The sequence below is a fragment of the Lacrimispora xylanolytica genome, from assembly GCF_026723765.1.
Lineage (GTDB): Bacteria > Bacillota > Clostridia > Lachnospirales > Lachnospiraceae > Lacrimispora > Lacrimispora xylanolytica.
The window spans coordinates 1,760,194-1,774,457 of record NZ_CP113524.1; the positions used below are offsets into that span (position 1 = coordinate 1,760,194).

The following is a 14,264-nucleotide window of genomic DNA, read 5'->3' on the forward strand; positions in this document are numbered from 1 at the left end:
CTGACTTAAAAATTCAAAAGCCGGTTCCTTCCTGATTATGCTTCATTTAGAAAAACATGGAGGATACAAAAGTGGAAAAAGAGTCAAAGAATGAAATACCCCAGAACCTGAACGGCGCAGGTAAAACAGTCAATAAGCAACAATCAATAAAAAAGAATCTTTTAAGGGGCATTATAGGATTGGCAGTTGTCATTTCCGTTTTCTTCGGAATTGCAAATGCCATTGTTTTATATAATGATTCGAAAAACAACATGGAGACCCGTTTGATTGAAAATCGTAATGCATACTGCGTGGCGGTACAAAATGCCATCAATGTATACCGGTTCCAGGTTGAGTCCTTTGCACAGAACGAACTGATTACTGACGCATCAAGACCACAAATAGCAAGAAAACAGGTCATGGATGAGCTGGCAAAAAAGAATGGCTTTTTAGAGATTGCAGTTACGGATGCAAACGGAAAAGCAACCAATGGTGCCGATGTCAGTGATCGTGAGTATTTTAAGCAGGCAATGGCAGGAAATACATATTTGTCCTCCACCTTGGTAAGCACAGTGGATGGAAAAGTAATTATGATTATAGCGGCACCAATTACCAAGGGCGGTCAAAAGGGGATTGTCTATGCAAAACTGGACAGCAATACCTTTAGTGGGATGATTGATGATGTGTCTATAGGCAAATCCGGATACGGTTTTATCGTGGACAAGGAAGGAAAGTATCTGGCTCATCCTGATACCAGCATAGTCACCGACCAGGTAAATTACATAGAGAAGGCAAAAGAGGACTCTTCCTTTGCCCAATTAGCAAGCCTTATTAAGAAAATGACCTCTGGTAAGACAGGACTTGACACAGTTATGCATAAAGGTGCTAAGCAGGTTGTTGGCTATATGAGCATTCCAGGAACAGATGGCTGGTCTATCGCAGTTACTGCAAAGACTTCCGAGATGCTATCAAGCTTTTATACATCCATTGGAATCACCGTATTACTCTCAGCCTTATTTGTAATTCTTTCAGTTGTTATGGCATTTCGGATTGCCGGCCCCATTGTAAATCCGATCATCTCCTTGGTTCGGAGAATTGAAGATTTAGCTTTGGGCGACCTACATTCAGAAGTGCCCCAGGTGGATTCTGAAGATGAAATCGGAAAGCTATCCAAATCCTTTACAACCACAGTCAATAAGTTAAATGATTATATTCAGGAAATCTCCTATGTTTTAAACAGTCTGGAGCAGGGAAATTGTACGGTAGAGACTGTTCAGGATTATACCGGTGACTTTACAGCAATCAGAGACGCTTTAAATAAGATTATCAACAATTTAAATTCAACCTTTACCAATATCAAAGGTGCATCCGATCAGGTAGCCAGCGGCGCGGATCAGGTTTCCAGCGCTTCTCAGGCACTGGCCTCTGGCGCCACAGAGCAGGCCTCCTCTGTAGAGGAGCTGAATGCCTCGATCACTGGTGTTGCGAATCAGGCGGAGGAGAATGTGGTTCACGTACAGAAGGCGACAGAATACGTGGTTCAAGCTGATGAAGGAATCAAAGAAAGCAACGGCCGCATGAAGGAATTAAACTCTGCTATGGGTGAAATCAGCCAGTCTTCTGCTGAGATTTCAACCATTACAAAGGTCATTGAAGACATTGCATTCCAGACTAATATTCTGGCACTTAACGCTGCAATTGAGGCAGCCAGGGCTGGAAGCGTAGGAAAAGGCTTTGCCGTGGTCGCAGATGAGGTTCGGAATCTGGCGGCCAAATCAGCCGAGGCTGCGAAAAAGACAGCAGAGCTTATCGACCATTCCGCGGCAACCGTTTCCAAGGGAGAGAGGCTTGCAGAAGAGACCACCCAGATTCTAGTGGATGTAGCAGAGAAAGCCAGACTCGCCAACGAATCCATACAGCGGATTGAAAAAGCTTCCTATGACCAGGCCCAGTCCATTGAACAGATCAATCAGGGACTTTTCCAGGTGTCTGCAGTGGTTCAGACCAATGCAGCAACAGCAGAAGAGAGCTCTGCCTCCAGTGAAGAGCTTGCAGCTCAGGCGCTTATCCTTCAGCAGGAAGTGGAGAAGTTTACTTTAAAAGATACTCCGGCAGTATCTTACCAAACGATGCAGCAGACAGATGATTATTTTGTTGATACACCAGAAGAAGCATTTGGTACCGGTAAGTATTAAGATTTTTATATAGAAACCCTTAAAAGATAGGCGGATTGTTTATAATCCGCCTAATGCTATAAGTAAAAAGGAGAGTGGTGGCATGAATTTACGATTGGTTCCATTGGATGAAAAGTATAAAAAACAATTATTTGATATGATGGAAGAATGGAGTGGGACAGGTGAGCAAATTGTACCCTATGCGATAAGACGATGTGATTATCATGATTTTGACAGTTATAGAGATAATTTAGAGAACAAAAATCCTACGCCTGCTACAGTGCCGGATACTACACTTTTTTGCTTAGATGAAGAAAGAGATATATTTGTTGGAGCGGTGAATATTCGTCATTATTTAAACGATGCACTTCTGTTAAATGGCGGACACATTGGTGATGGAGTCAGACCCACGGAACGAAGAAAAGGTGTGGCAACCAAAATGATTGGTCTGGCACTGCAGGAATGTAAGAAAATCGGGTTAGATCGAGTATTGATGGTATGTGACAAAAACAACATTGGCTCTTCTAAAAGTATACAGAACAATGGTGGTATTCTGGAAAACGAAATTCTGGTGGATGGAATTGTTGAGCAAAGATTTTGGATTGATCTTACATAAACGCAATACTCTTATATGGTAAACAGTTGCTTGAGCAAATTGGATAAAAATATTATGCCTGTTTTTATTGATTCTTAGCTCCTGTATTTGTATATTTTATATCCCTACAAACTGGAATTTGTCATTTCAATAGTGCAATTCCTAAAGCACACAATACCACACCAATAATCTTTTTAGCATCTATTGATTCTTTAAACAAAACAGCCCCTAAAATCAAAAGTAGACCTGCCAGAACAATATTTGCAAATACCGAAGCTTTACTCACTTCCCACCCTGTTCGATACATCAGCATATATCCTCCTTCCACGCCTATAATAATCAATCCAATGACAAGATTAAAAATATTAATGCTGTTCTTTTCATTAGCAAATATGGTGTTTTTAGTAATCAAGAAGAGAATCATGCTACCAATAAACGCCACTCCATAGGTTGCCACCAGTCCTATAAACGGATTGGTATTTCCTGGTAAATTTTTGCTTAGCAAGTGATAACAGAGATTACAAAAAATCACAAGTAATAGTGGAGCAATATATCCCATACTCAAATTATCTCAACTCCTTCTTCATCCAAACATGTGGGCATCCTTCATCAACATGAACTTCGTCCATTGCAATATATCCATTTTTCTTATAAAACGCAGACACTCTGACTTGTGCAGATAAATGGGCCGTTTTCCCTTGCATTTTTACAATTTCTTGTTCTGCCATTTTAATCAATTCAGCTCCATAATTTTTCCCTCTAAATTTCTTTAAAACTGCAATACGTCCTATGACATGGCTTTGCCTTTCATCATTATAATAAAGCCTGCATGTAGCAACGGGAATAGATGATTCATATATCAAAATATGTGTAGACATATCATCAATATCATCAAATTCGTTTTCAAATCCTTGCTCCTCAATAAACACGTTTCTGCGGATGTATTTTGCATCCTCTGGTAATTGTTCGTATACTTTAATATCCATACTTCTTCCTTTCCAACAAAATAGGCATCCAAGACTAAATCTTATAGTGTCGAAACACCGTACCTACGATTAAGTCTTGGATGCCTTATAATCACTCACCCGGTGATGAGTGAAAGCGTTTATTTAATTTGTAAATCAGATTATATTATAGTTCCAATGTTATGTCAAGAAAGAAATTGTCTTGTCTTCTTGCATGGAGGTAATACGCCTGTAGAATATAGCGATTACGGCTGATTATTTAGTTTGTGCAGGAGACATGATGAAAGTTAATATTGAAAAAACCTTATTTTTCCTATATTTTATAGGTTGGTCAAATAATATTGATAGGCACTAAAATATAAAAAAAGGAACGCAGTATACTTGATACTGTGCTCCTAAATAATTGCATATTTCATCCAATTTTATTATACAATATCTGTCATAAATTGTCAAACCAGTGGATTACATGAAGAAATGCGTCTATATACACAAATTATGCGATATTATAACGGTTCATACTATGAAATTATAGTGTTTATTGACTTATTCGCCGTCAAAGGAAACGTCATAAAAAATACTACATCAGTGAAAGGAGATTAGCAATGGCACGAAGAGGAGAAAACATTTATAAACGGAAAGATGGACGTTGGGAGGGGAGGAGTCTAAATAAAAATGGAAAATATCATTATTTTTATGCCAGAACATACAGGGAAGTTAAAGAGAAAATGAAGGATTTTAAAGAAGATAATATAAGCAAAACATCTGTAAAAAGTAATAATGCCACGGAACTTTTCCTTTGCTGGCTTACGGGAGAAGTTTCGATGCGTGTAAAGCCGTCTACATATGAGAGTTATTACCGATGTGTCTACAAACACATAATACCCTTTTTCACAAAGAAAGAACATAATAATATAACAAAAGAATCAGTTTCCAGCTTTGTAAAATACATAAGAGAAAATGATACTTTGGCAGATACGTCGAAAAAGAAAATATTTTCTATCTTTAAAATTGCTTTAAAAGAGATATTAAAAGCCTCCCCTCAACTACATGAACTTTTGGATCTTATAAAGCTGCCAAATACAGAATGTGGAGAAGTGCAGGTATTTACGACAAAAGAACAGCAGAAGATTGAACAAGGAGTGCTTAAATGTGATGATTCAAGTGCCATTGGTATAATTTTATGCTTTTATACCGGGATACGATTGGGAGAACTTTGCGCACTTAAGTGGGACGATATTGATATAGAATCAGGAACTATGTCTATTATGAGAACTGTATCCAGGATAAGAGTATTTGAGAACAATGATAGCAAAACAGCCTTACATATAGGCGTTCCAAAGAGCCGTAAATCGATCAGAAAAATCCCTCTTCCTGAATTTCTTCTGAAGCTGTTAATTAATAGCAGTTTATATAACGGTACGAATAACTATTTTCTATTTACTGGAAATGATACTCCTTATGATCCTAGGAGGTTTCAGAATCTGTTTAAAAGAATATTAAAGGATAATAAAATCGCTGACCGCAAATTCCATACGATCAGACACACCTTCGCCACCCGAGCCTTGGAGTTAGGGGTAGATATAAAAACCGTCAGTGAATTATTGGGACATTCCGGAGTTTCAATTACTCTTAATGTATATGCCCATTCGTTAATGGAGCATAAAAAGGCAGCCATAAGTAAATTTAACAATTTATATATAATGAATACACAAGAAGCACCATTCGCCGTCGATTACTCCGTCTTAAATTTGGAAAGTATGTGTTTATAAAAGGATATTCTAGTAAAACGCAGTATCAAGTATACTGCGTCACATCAAACAGGTAAACAATATTAACATTTCTGTTAGCAGGAATCAAGAAGCATTTCAACAGGAGGAAGAGGAAATACAATACTACGTTTCCTGAGTAGGTAAATAACTAAGAGGAGAAAAAGTCATGTCTGAACGTAAGAAAAAAAGGAAAAGTAATGAAGAAAGCAGTTCTTCTGGTGCCAAGGCCAAAGCAACTGGCCTAAAAAGTCTACTGGCTAAAATTCTTATTTTTATAGGAGTTCCAGTCGTCTTATCCTATTGTATCGTGGGGCTTATTTTACTGAATCTGGTGCGGGTGAATGTGGATCAGCTGACAGAGGAGAAGCTGGAGGCAAAATCAGAGACAGCTTCCATTGAGATGGAGAAATTTTTCGACCGGTATAGAAACAGTGCCGATCAGCTCTCCAAAAGTGTGCAGATACAAAAATTATTTACAGACTTAAAGCCAGGTACTAAAATCCAGGATAGTCAGGATTTTGCAGATGTAATCCAGTCATTGAAAAACAATAGTGATACGGATCAGGAAAATATTCTTAGCATCTGGATTTCTGATTTTGACAGCAGCCAGCTTGCACAATCCAATGGGTTTGTATCCGATGCAGACTATCAGATATCAGATCGGCCCTGGTACCAGACATTGTTAAAAGAACAGAAAACAGTAATGACGGAGCCCTATGAAGATTTTACCACAAAGGCCCAGATCGTAAGCATCATATCCCCTGTGTATTCAGGAAATGGCGGTCAGATCGTAGGAGCAGTAGGCATTGATTTTTCCTTGGATGGACTTAAAAAGACCATCGGTTCTTATCAGCTTGGAAATACCGGATTTTACATAGTTACTTCCGCAGACGGACAGATCATCTATCATCCCAAGGAGGAGATGATCAATAAGAAGGTCAGCGAACAGGATATGTCTGATGGCATTAAACAGGCACTTTTAACTTCTTTAGAAGGTAAAATTCAGTATGCTTCCCATGGAGTAGAGGTACACGGATATGTAAGTAAGATTGGTGATACCGGCTGGATGGTAGCAACAGGACTTCCCTTAAAAGAGTTTTATAGTGAGTATAATAAGATTACTGCTGCAATGGCCGTTATATTCCTGATTGCAGTATCCCTGGTAGTGGGAATGATCTTCCTTGTATCAAAGGGAATTGTTGCACCATTAAAGGCACTGACCAATACCGCGAATCAGATTGCAGATGGAAGGCTTGATATATCAGCAGATGTCAAATCTCAGGATGAGACGGGACAGCTTGCCAATGCCTTAAACCGTACGGTGGTCCAGCTAAACCGCTACATTGGATATATAAAGGAAATCACCTCTGTTCTTGAAACCATGGCAAGAGGAGATATCAAAATAGATCTGGAACAGGATTATGCAGGAGAGTTTCAGCCGATTAAAGAAGCGTTGTTACAGATATCTCATTCCTTAAATCAAACTCTCACAGCCATAAAAATTACGGCCGATCAGGTGAATACTGGAGCAGAGCAGGTTTCCTCTGCAGCCCAGGCCCTTGCTTCTGGATCTACGGAACAAGCGGCTACTGTAGAGGAGCTGAGCGCTTCTATTATCAGCATTTCCATGCAGGCAGAACAGAATGCAGAGAATGTAAGAAAGGCTTCCGATTATGTTCGCCAGGCTGGAGACGGTCTGACAGAAAGCAATCATCATATGAAAAGGCTTAACGCAGCTATGGATGAAATCAGTCAGGCTTCTGAGAAAATATCAAGCATCACTAAGGTGATTGAGGACATTGCTTTCCAGACAAATATACTTGCACTAAATGCTGCGGTGGAGGCAGCCAGAGCAGGCGAAGCAGGTAAGGGATTTGCAGTGGTTGCCGATGAAGTCAGAAATCTTGCTGCAAAATCAGCAGAGGCAGCCAAACAGACCTCGGAACTGATCGGACTTTCTACCGTTACAGTAACAGAAGGCGAGAAAATGGCTGCTGAGACCTCAGAAACTCTTCAGGATGTAGCATTAAAATCACAGCTGGTAGTAGAAGTGATTCAAGAGATTGACAAAGCCTCCTCGGATCAGGCCGCCTCTATCAGTCAGATTAATCAGGGACTTTCCCAGGTGTCTGCTGTAGTTCAGACCAATGCAGCTACTGCAGAAGAAAGCTCTGCATCCAGTGAGGAGCTTGCAGCCCAGGCCCAGGTTCTTAATAATGAAGTGAGCAAATTTGTTCTCTATTAAGTATAGGGAGACAAAAAGTAAATAGAGCAATTGAGTAAAAATATCAAGAAAACGCCGGTCAGATGGATTTGGACCAGGCGTTTTCCTGTGTTTATAAGAGTTTTTTATTAATGTTGCTTTAAATGTGTGTAAATTGCATGTCGAATACAAAAGAGTTCAGTTGCCGAAATTTGCCATTTATGGTATACTATGCAAAATACAAGTCGAAAAACATAGTACGATAGTTTTTGATACCGTAAAAATACTTCTTGATCCGGATGAACTATGACAGCAGGAAACCAGCCTGTCACAGATGCTTCCGCCAGAAAATGAGGGTGTTAAAAATGAGGGAGGCTTTTCGGTTATACTAAGGAGGCATAGAATCGTGAAGTATTTAAAAAACAAGCTATTACTTTTTATTTCATTATTATTAGGTTTTACCGTCATATTTCTGACTACCATTTCTTCTTTTCTTTATTATAATAGTTCCATGAAAGAAGCAAAAAAGAATTCCTCATATCTTGCGGCAGCGTATCAGCAGGGGATTGATTCTGTGCTGAATATTTACCGCAGTGAACTTAGTATCACTGCTTCCAAAGGGTTTCTGACCGATGGGAAGACATCTACCGCCGATCAGAAGCTCCTTCTGAGTGAAGAGGCAGCGGCAGCGGGCTTTGACTACATAACCATTGCAGATTCCAAGGGAACCAATGATAAGGGAGACCAGATCGCAGACCAGGAATTCTTTAAGCAGGCAGCGAACGGGGTAACCTATATCTCTAATCCATTTGTAAATTCAGAGAATAAGCTTGTTCTTTATATCGGAGCGCCTATTGGTAATACGGGGAAGGTTTTATACGGAGCATTGCCATACCAGACCATTATGGATGGCTTGACAAAGATTAAAGTGGGTGAAAGTGGATACGCCTTTGTCGTTGACCGCAATGGAGTCACCGTCGTTCATCCAAACCCCGATGATGTAACTAATCCCAAGGATTATATCGAACTTGCAAAGAAAGATTCCTCTTATATCCCTACATCAAAGATATTTAAACAGATGATGGAAGGAAACACAGGGACGGGATTTAGCTTTTATAAAGGGGCCCGCCGTTTAGTAGGCTTCACTCCATTAAGCGGTCCGGAAGGCTGGAATGTTGCAGTTACCATGCCAGTGACTCAGATTGAAGGAGCAGTACGTTTTACCATAGTAATGTGTGCCTTAACTGGAATCGCCCTTATTTTGTTGGCTATTTTAATCACCCGTATCTTTGCCAATAAGATTACAGAGCCTATTGTATTGGCGACACGCCGAATTGAGAAGCTGGCAGAGGGAGACTTACTTTTAGAGGTACCTGAGACAGGCGGAAAGGATGAGATCGCCCGGCTTCTACTGGCACTTCAAAATACCATCTGCGGACTGCGCACTTATATATCAGATATTTCAGCAGTGTTACATGGAGTGGCTACCAAGGATTTAACAATCAGTAGTGAAGTCCAGTATAAGGGTGATTTTGTTCCCATTCAAAACGCATTGGAGCAGATACTTAATTCTCTTAACACTACCCTTTTCCACATAGCGGAATCCACAGATCAGGTAAGATGCAGCTCGGAACAGGTGGCTTTAACTGGTAGAAATCTTGCAGAAAATTCAGCAGAGCAGGCAGCGACTACAGAAGCACTTACCAATTCCTTAGAGATGGTATCCAGTTATATTAAGGAAAATGCACAGCACTCTCTGTCCATGAAAGATGCTACGGAATCCGCACTTTTGGAGACTCAAAGAGGCAATGAGGAGATGGAACGGCTGTTACAGTCCATGGCTAACATTGATGAGTTTTCCAAACGAATTCAAAGTATAGTTAAGATTATCGATGATATTGCATTTCAGACCAACATATTGGCTTTAAATGCTGCGGTAGAGGCAGCCCGTGCAGGAGATGCCGGAAAAGGCTTCTCTGTAGTGGCAGATGAGGTCCGTCAGCTTGCATCAAAGAGTGCGGATGCAGCAAAGCAGACGACAGACTTGATCCACAGCACTATAGAATCTGTGGCACAGGGGAAACAGAATACGGAACAGACAGCAGGTGTATTTAAGACCATAGTGGAGCAGACCGGCAGTATCAATACTTTGGTTGCCAAAATCTCCGAATCCTTAGAAAATCAGTCCAACCGCGTCACAGAGCTTGAGGAGGGAATGCAAAGGATTTCCATGGTTACCCAGGCAAACTCAGCAACAGCAGAAGAGAGTGCTGCAACCAGCGGGGATTTGTTAAACCAGATGCAGCAGCTTAAGGAATTAATTGAAGAGTTCCGCATTAAAAACTCATAATAAGACCGATATAGATAGCATAATCTCTCTGTAAGCAGCCATTGTTTACAGAGAGATTTTAATAAGAAGAGAACGGGAATATAGTTCTAAAATTTTCTATTTAAAGTAAGGATTTAATAAAGTGAATTTTTGTTGCTCATTTCCTGGTAAAATTTAATTCATAAAAAAATATTGACAAATACAAGAGGTCACAGTATAGTAAACATATATATATAGTATGAATAAGGAGATTAGGATATGAAGATGAGCTGCAAACAGAACAAGAATCAACTGATGAAGTGTTGCTGTTGCTGTAGATGCTTCTTAAGAAGAGATACAGCTTATTTGTGTGCGCATCGATATCTGAAATCCTCAAATTTATCTTGTTAAAGAGAAAATAGATGGAAGGAAGCAGGTATGTCGTGTACCTGCTTCCTTTTTATGAATAACAATCAGGGAGGAAGGATTTTATGAGTCAGAGATTAAAGAAAGGAAACGAATATCATGGATTTTGAATTCATTCGTGCCAATGCACCGTTATACGTGGAAGCGGCAGGAATTACACTCCGAATCTCCTTTCTTGGGATTCTGCTTTCAACTGTGATCGGGCTTTTGTGCAGCCTTGTAAAAGTATTTAAGATACCGGTGCTGGGCCTTTTGGTAAATGCTTACATAGAAATATCCAGAAATACACCGCTCCTCATCCAGTTATTCTTTTTATACTTCGGGCTGCCAAAGCTGGGTATCGTGTTAAGCTCAGAGGGGTGTGCCATAACTGGTCTGGCCTTTTTGGGAGGCAGCTATATGGCAGAGGCGTTTCGTACAGGAATCGAGCAGGTGCCTAAGATTCAATCAGAATCAGGCTTAAGCCTGGGGCTTACCAAGGGTCAGGTATTTAAACATATCATTCTGCCGCAGGCCATAGCCACCTCAGTACCTGTATTTTGTGCCAACATTATTTTCCTGATTAAGGAAACCTCAGTATTCAGTGCCGTAGCCCTTGCGGATCTGATGTTTGTGGCAAAGGACTTAATTGGGATCTATTACAAAACAGATGAAGCATTGTTTATGCTGGTAACGGCTTATCTGATCATTCTTCTGCCAATATCCTTACTCTGTTCCTGGGTAGAAAGGAGGGTCCGTTATGCAGAATTTGGGAATTCAAGTGCTGTTCCAGGGAAATAACTTTTTAAGACTTTGCGGAGGGCTTTGGGAATCTTTACGGATTGCCGTAATCTCCATGGCACTTTCCATTGTTCTTGGAATGCTTCTTGGAATTGTAATGACCAGCCCGAAAAAACCAATACGGTTTGTTTGCAGGCTCTATCTTGAGGTTGTGAGAATCATGCCTCAGCTGGTTCTTTTGTTCCTGGTCTACTTCGGCGCTGCAAAGCATTGGAATATTAATCTTTCTGGCTCCTTTGCCGCTGTCATTGTGTTTACCTTCTGGGGTGCGGCAGAGATGGGCGATCTGGTAAGAAGTGCTCTCCAGTCCATTCCAGTTCATCAGTACCAAAGCGGCTTTGGCCTAGGTATGACTAAGCTGCAGGTTTACCGGTATATCATTATCCCACAGACTGTGCGGAGACTTCTTCCATCGGTGATGAACCTCTTAACGAGAATGATAAAAACCACGTCTTTGGTGGTGCTCATAGGAGTCATTGAGGTAGTAAAGGTTGGAAAACAGATCATCGACGCATCCAGGTATACGGTTCCTGATGCAGCTCTTTGGGTCTACGGAGTCATTTTTATTATGTATTTTGCAATCTGTTTCCCATTTTCCAGAGCAGCAGCAATGCTAGATAAAAAAATAAAGGATTGATAAATATGAAGCAGGAAGTAATATTAACAACGGAACATCTGAAGAAATCATATGAGAACGGGCAGCCTGTTTTAAAAGATATCTCCTTTTCTTTGGAAAAAGGAGAAGTCGTCGTCGTTGTAGGCCCTTCCGGATGCGGAAAAAGTACCTTTTTACGATGTCTTAACATGCTGGAGCCCATTGATTCCGGTACCATCCGGTTTAAGGATGAGGTAATTGAAAGTGACAGAAAGGATGCCTATTCCATTCGTCAGAAAATAGGAATGGTATTTCAAAGCTATGATTTGTTTCCTCATCTCACTATTTTAGGCAACATTCTCTTAGCACCCTCAAAGGTTCAAAAAAGAGAGAAGCAGGAATTGATCAAAGAGGCCGAACAGCTTTTAGCGAGAGTCGGGCTTTTGGATAAAAAAGATGCATACCCAAGGCAGCTATCCGGCGGTCAGAAGCAAAGAGTAGCCATTGTAAGAGCGCTGATCATGCATCCGGAGATTCTGCTCCTTGATGAAATTACAGCGGCTCTCGACCCTGAGATGGTAAGAGAGGTGTTGCAGGTAGTATTAGAGCTGGCAAAAGACGGAATGACCATGGTCATCGTTACCCATGAGATGGAATTTGCCAAAGCAGTGTCAGACCGGGTTCTGTTTATGGACCAGGGGCTGGTGGTGGAAGAGGGAAAACCAGAGGAATTCTTTGCTTCCCCCCAGACAGAGCGAGCCAAACAGTTTTTAAATACGTTTCATTATGAAGCGGTATAAATAAAAAAGGAGGATATCATTATGAAAAAGAAATTATTAGGTGCATTATTAGGTATTACTATGGCAGCAGGGCTTTTAGCTGGCTGCAGTGCTCCAGCTAAGGACAGTACAGGTGGTGCTCAGAGCCCATCAGCAAAGGCTAGAACACTTTCTGAGATCAAGGAATCAGGGACCATTAAAATTGGTGTATTCAGCGATAAGAATCCATTTGGATATGTAGATGCCAATGGTAAGATTCAGGGCTATGATGTCTATTTTGCAAAGCGTCTTGCAAAGGACCTTCTTGGCAGTGAGGATAAAGTAGAATTTGTATACGTTGAGGCTGCAAGCCGTGTGGAATATTTAAAATCTGCTAAAGTAGATGTAATTCTTGCTAACTTCACCGTAACAGACGAAAGAAAAGAGCAGGTTGATTTTGCTCTTCCATATATGAAGGTAGCTCTTGGAGTCGTATCTCCTGATGACAAACTCATTAAGGATGCAGCAGATTTAAAGGATAAGACTCTGATCGTTGTAAAGGGAACCACTGCAGAAACTTATTTCTCTCAGAATCATCCTGAAATCAAGCTGTTAAAGTTTGACGAGTACCAGGAAGCATACGATGCTCTGTTAGATGGAAGAGGAGATGCTTTCTCAACTGACAACACTGAGGTTCTTGCATGGGCACTTCAAAACAAAGGCTTCACCGTAGGAATTGAATCTATTGGTAATACAGATACCATTGCAGCAGCTGTTCAGAAAGGCAACACAGAACTGTTAGAGTGGATCAATGAAGAAATCAAGACTCTTGGAGACGAGCAGTTCTTCCATAAAGACTTTGAAGAGACCTTAAAGCCGGTTTACGGAGATGAGATTGATCCGGAAAATCTGGTAGTAGAAGGCGGTCAGGTATAATATAGGGTAAAAACTCAACTACTGAGAAATTTTATTGGCAGGACGTATTGACGTCCTGCTTTTTTTGTTTTATTATAACACTGTTATATAACGGTGTTATAAATAGAAAAAGGAGAGGTTATGAGCGCTCAGAAAAACAATACCCGCCAGGACCTGTTGGAGGCGGGAATGCAGGAGTTTATGAAATACGGGTATGATGGAGCTTCCCTTCGAAGAATCGCGAAAGAGGCTTCTGTGACGACAGGAGCCATATACGGCTATTTTCCCAGTAAGGAAGCGTTGTTTGATGAATTAACAGGGGAAGCAGCTGATGGGCTTTTGGAGATGTACCTGCAGGCACATAAAGAGTTTGCCAAGCTGCCGCCCGAATTACAGGCAAATGCGTTAGATGATATTTCAGACCAATCAGCGCCTGCTATTGTCAATTACGTTTATGATCGATTTGACATATTTAAGCTGCTTTTCTTAAAAAGCAGTACCGGGTGGTGTGACAGCTATCTGGACCAGCTGGCGGAAATAGAGGAAGCCTCAAGCTGGGAGTTTATCAAAGTGATGAAATCACTGGGGCATGAGGTGATGGATATTGACAGTACCTTAATCCACATCATATCACGTTCCTTTTTTCTCCAGCTGCTGGAGTTTGTATCACATGATGTTCCCAGAGAAAAGGCGCTTTCTTATGCCTGCGCACTGGTACGGTTCCAGCACGCTGGCTGGAAGAAAATTATGGGGCTTTGATGCCCCATATTATTATTATGGACGATTAGTTAACACTA

At 40.8% G+C, this 14,264-nt stretch carries 12 protein-coding genes; 10 read left to right on the plus strand and 2 right to left on the minus strand.

Translation table 11 applies throughout. The features are described 5' to 3' along the window. The first annotated feature begins 71 nt into the window (after positions 1-71). Positions 72-2,174 (plus strand): methyl-accepting chemotaxis protein, encoded by a 2,103-nt coding sequence (locus tag OW255_RS08310; RefSeq protein ID WP_024836379.1) that lies wholly within the window; start codon positions 72-74, stop codon positions 2,172-2,174. An 82-nt stretch (positions 2,175-2,256) separates the two neighbouring features. Further along, a complete protein-coding gene (locus OW255_RS08315) occupies positions 2,257-2,769 on the plus strand; it encodes a GNAT family N-acetyltransferase (RefSeq protein WP_268116347.1) in 513 nt (170 codons plus the stop codon). A 121-nt stretch (positions 2,770-2,890) separates the two neighbouring features. Here the strand turns inward: OW255_RS08315 and OW255_RS08320 are convergent, their stop codons facing one another. Together OW255_RS08320 and OW255_RS08325 are read right to left on the minus strand one after the other, a co-directional pair. Next, positions 2,891-3,313, minus strand: coding sequence for a hypothetical protein (locus tag OW255_RS08320; protein WP_460647069.1), 423 nt, complete (start codon positions 3,311-3,313; stop codon positions 2,891-2,893). A gap of 1 nt (position 3,314) precedes the next feature. Next, positions 3,315-3,734 (minus strand): GNAT family N-acetyltransferase, encoded by a 420-nt coding sequence (locus tag OW255_RS08325; protein ID WP_268116348.1) that lies wholly within the window; start codon positions 3,732-3,734, stop codon positions 3,315-3,317. A gap of 581 nt (positions 3,735-4,315) precedes the next feature. Between OW255_RS08325 and OW255_RS08330 the strand changes: the two genes are divergently transcribed. The 8 genes from OW255_RS08330 (at position 4,316) to OW255_RS08365 (ending at position 14,226) form a co-directional block, all read left to right on the plus strand. Continuing rightward, positions 4,316-5,482 (plus strand): tyrosine-type recombinase/integrase, encoded by a 1,167-nt coding sequence (locus OW255_RS08330; RefSeq protein WP_268116349.1) that lies wholly within the window; start codon positions 4,316-4,318, stop codon positions 5,480-5,482. 166 nt (positions 5,483-5,648) lie between these two features. Beyond that, complete coding sequence (locus OW255_RS08335) at positions 5,649-7,727, plus strand: methyl-accepting chemotaxis protein (RefSeq protein ID WP_024836375.1); 2,079 nt, start codon at positions 5,649-5,651, stop codon at positions 7,725-7,727. Positions 7,728-8,091: 364 nt separating this feature from the next. Further along, on the plus strand, positions 8,092-10,035 hold the full coding sequence (locus tag OW255_RS08340; RefSeq protein WP_268116350.1) for a methyl-accepting chemotaxis protein: 1,944 nt from the start codon (positions 8,092-8,094) through the stop codon (positions 10,033-10,035). A gap of 483 nt (positions 10,036-10,518) precedes the next feature. Beyond that, positions 10,519-11,199: an amino acid ABC transporter permease gene (locus OW255_RS08345; RefSeq protein ID WP_024836373.1), complete on the plus strand. Its 681-nt coding sequence runs from the start codon at positions 10,519-10,521 to the stop codon at positions 11,197-11,199. After that, entirely contained in the window at positions 11,159-11,836 is a 678-nt protein-coding gene (locus OW255_RS08350) for an amino acid ABC transporter permease (RefSeq protein WP_024836372.1), read from the plus strand. Before OW255_RS08345 ends, OW255_RS08350 begins: the two co-directional genes overlap by 41 nt. A 5-nt stretch (positions 11,837-11,841) precedes the next feature. Continuing rightward, positions 11,842-12,594: an amino acid ABC transporter ATP-binding protein gene (locus OW255_RS08355; protein ID WP_024836371.1), complete on the plus strand. Its 753-nt coding sequence runs from the start codon at positions 11,842-11,844 to the stop codon at positions 12,592-12,594. 21 nt (positions 12,595-12,615) lie between these two features. Continuing rightward, positions 12,616-13,488 carry a cysteine ABC transporter substrate-binding protein gene (locus tag OW255_RS08360; protein WP_024836370.1) on the plus strand — a complete coding sequence of 291 codons (873 nt, stop codon included), beginning with the start codon at positions 12,616-12,618 and terminating at the stop codon, positions 13,486-13,488. 120 nt (positions 13,489-13,608) lie between these two features. Next, positions 13,609-14,226 carry a TetR/AcrR family transcriptional regulator gene (locus tag OW255_RS08365; RefSeq protein WP_268116351.1) on the plus strand — a complete coding sequence of 206 codons (618 nt, stop codon included), beginning with the start codon at positions 13,609-13,611 and terminating at the stop codon, positions 14,224-14,226. Positions 14,227-14,264 lie beyond the last annotated feature (38 nt).

What these genes read in the sequence shown, in the direction of transcription:
- OW255_RS08315 (WP_268116347.1), top strand. Translation starts at nt 2,257, where the DNA reads ATGAATTTACGATTGGTTCCATTGGATGAAAAGTATAAAAAACAATTA.
- OW255_RS08325 (WP_268116348.1), bottom strand. Translation starts at nt 3,734, where the DNA reads ATGGATATTAAAGTATACGAACAATTACCAGAGGATGCAAAATACATC.
- OW255_RS08330 (WP_268116349.1), top strand. Translation starts at nt 4,316, where the DNA reads ATGGCACGAAGAGGAGAAAACATTTATAAACGGAAAGATGGACGTTGG.
- OW255_RS08335 (WP_024836375.1), top strand. Translation starts at nt 5,649, where the DNA reads ATGTCTGAACGTAAGAAAAAAAGGAAAAGTAATGAAGAAAGCAGTTCT.
- OW255_RS08345 (WP_024836373.1), top strand. Translation starts at nt 10,519, where the DNA reads ATGGATTTTGAATTCATTCGTGCCAATGCACCGTTATACGTGGAAGCG.
- OW255_RS08350 (WP_024836372.1), top strand. Translation starts at nt 11,159, where the DNA reads ATGCAGAATTTGGGAATTCAAGTGCTGTTCCAGGGAAATAACTTTTTA.
- OW255_RS08355 (WP_024836371.1), top strand. Translation starts at nt 11,842, where the DNA reads ATGAAGCAGGAAGTAATATTAACAACGGAACATCTGAAGAAATCATAT.
- OW255_RS08360 (WP_024836370.1), top strand. Translation starts at nt 12,616, where the DNA reads ATGAAAAAGAAATTATTAGGTGCATTATTAGGTATTACTATGGCAGCA.
- OW255_RS08365 (WP_268116351.1), top strand. Translation starts at nt 13,609, where the DNA reads ATGAGCGCTCAGAAAAACAATACCCGCCAGGACCTGTTGGAGGCGGGA.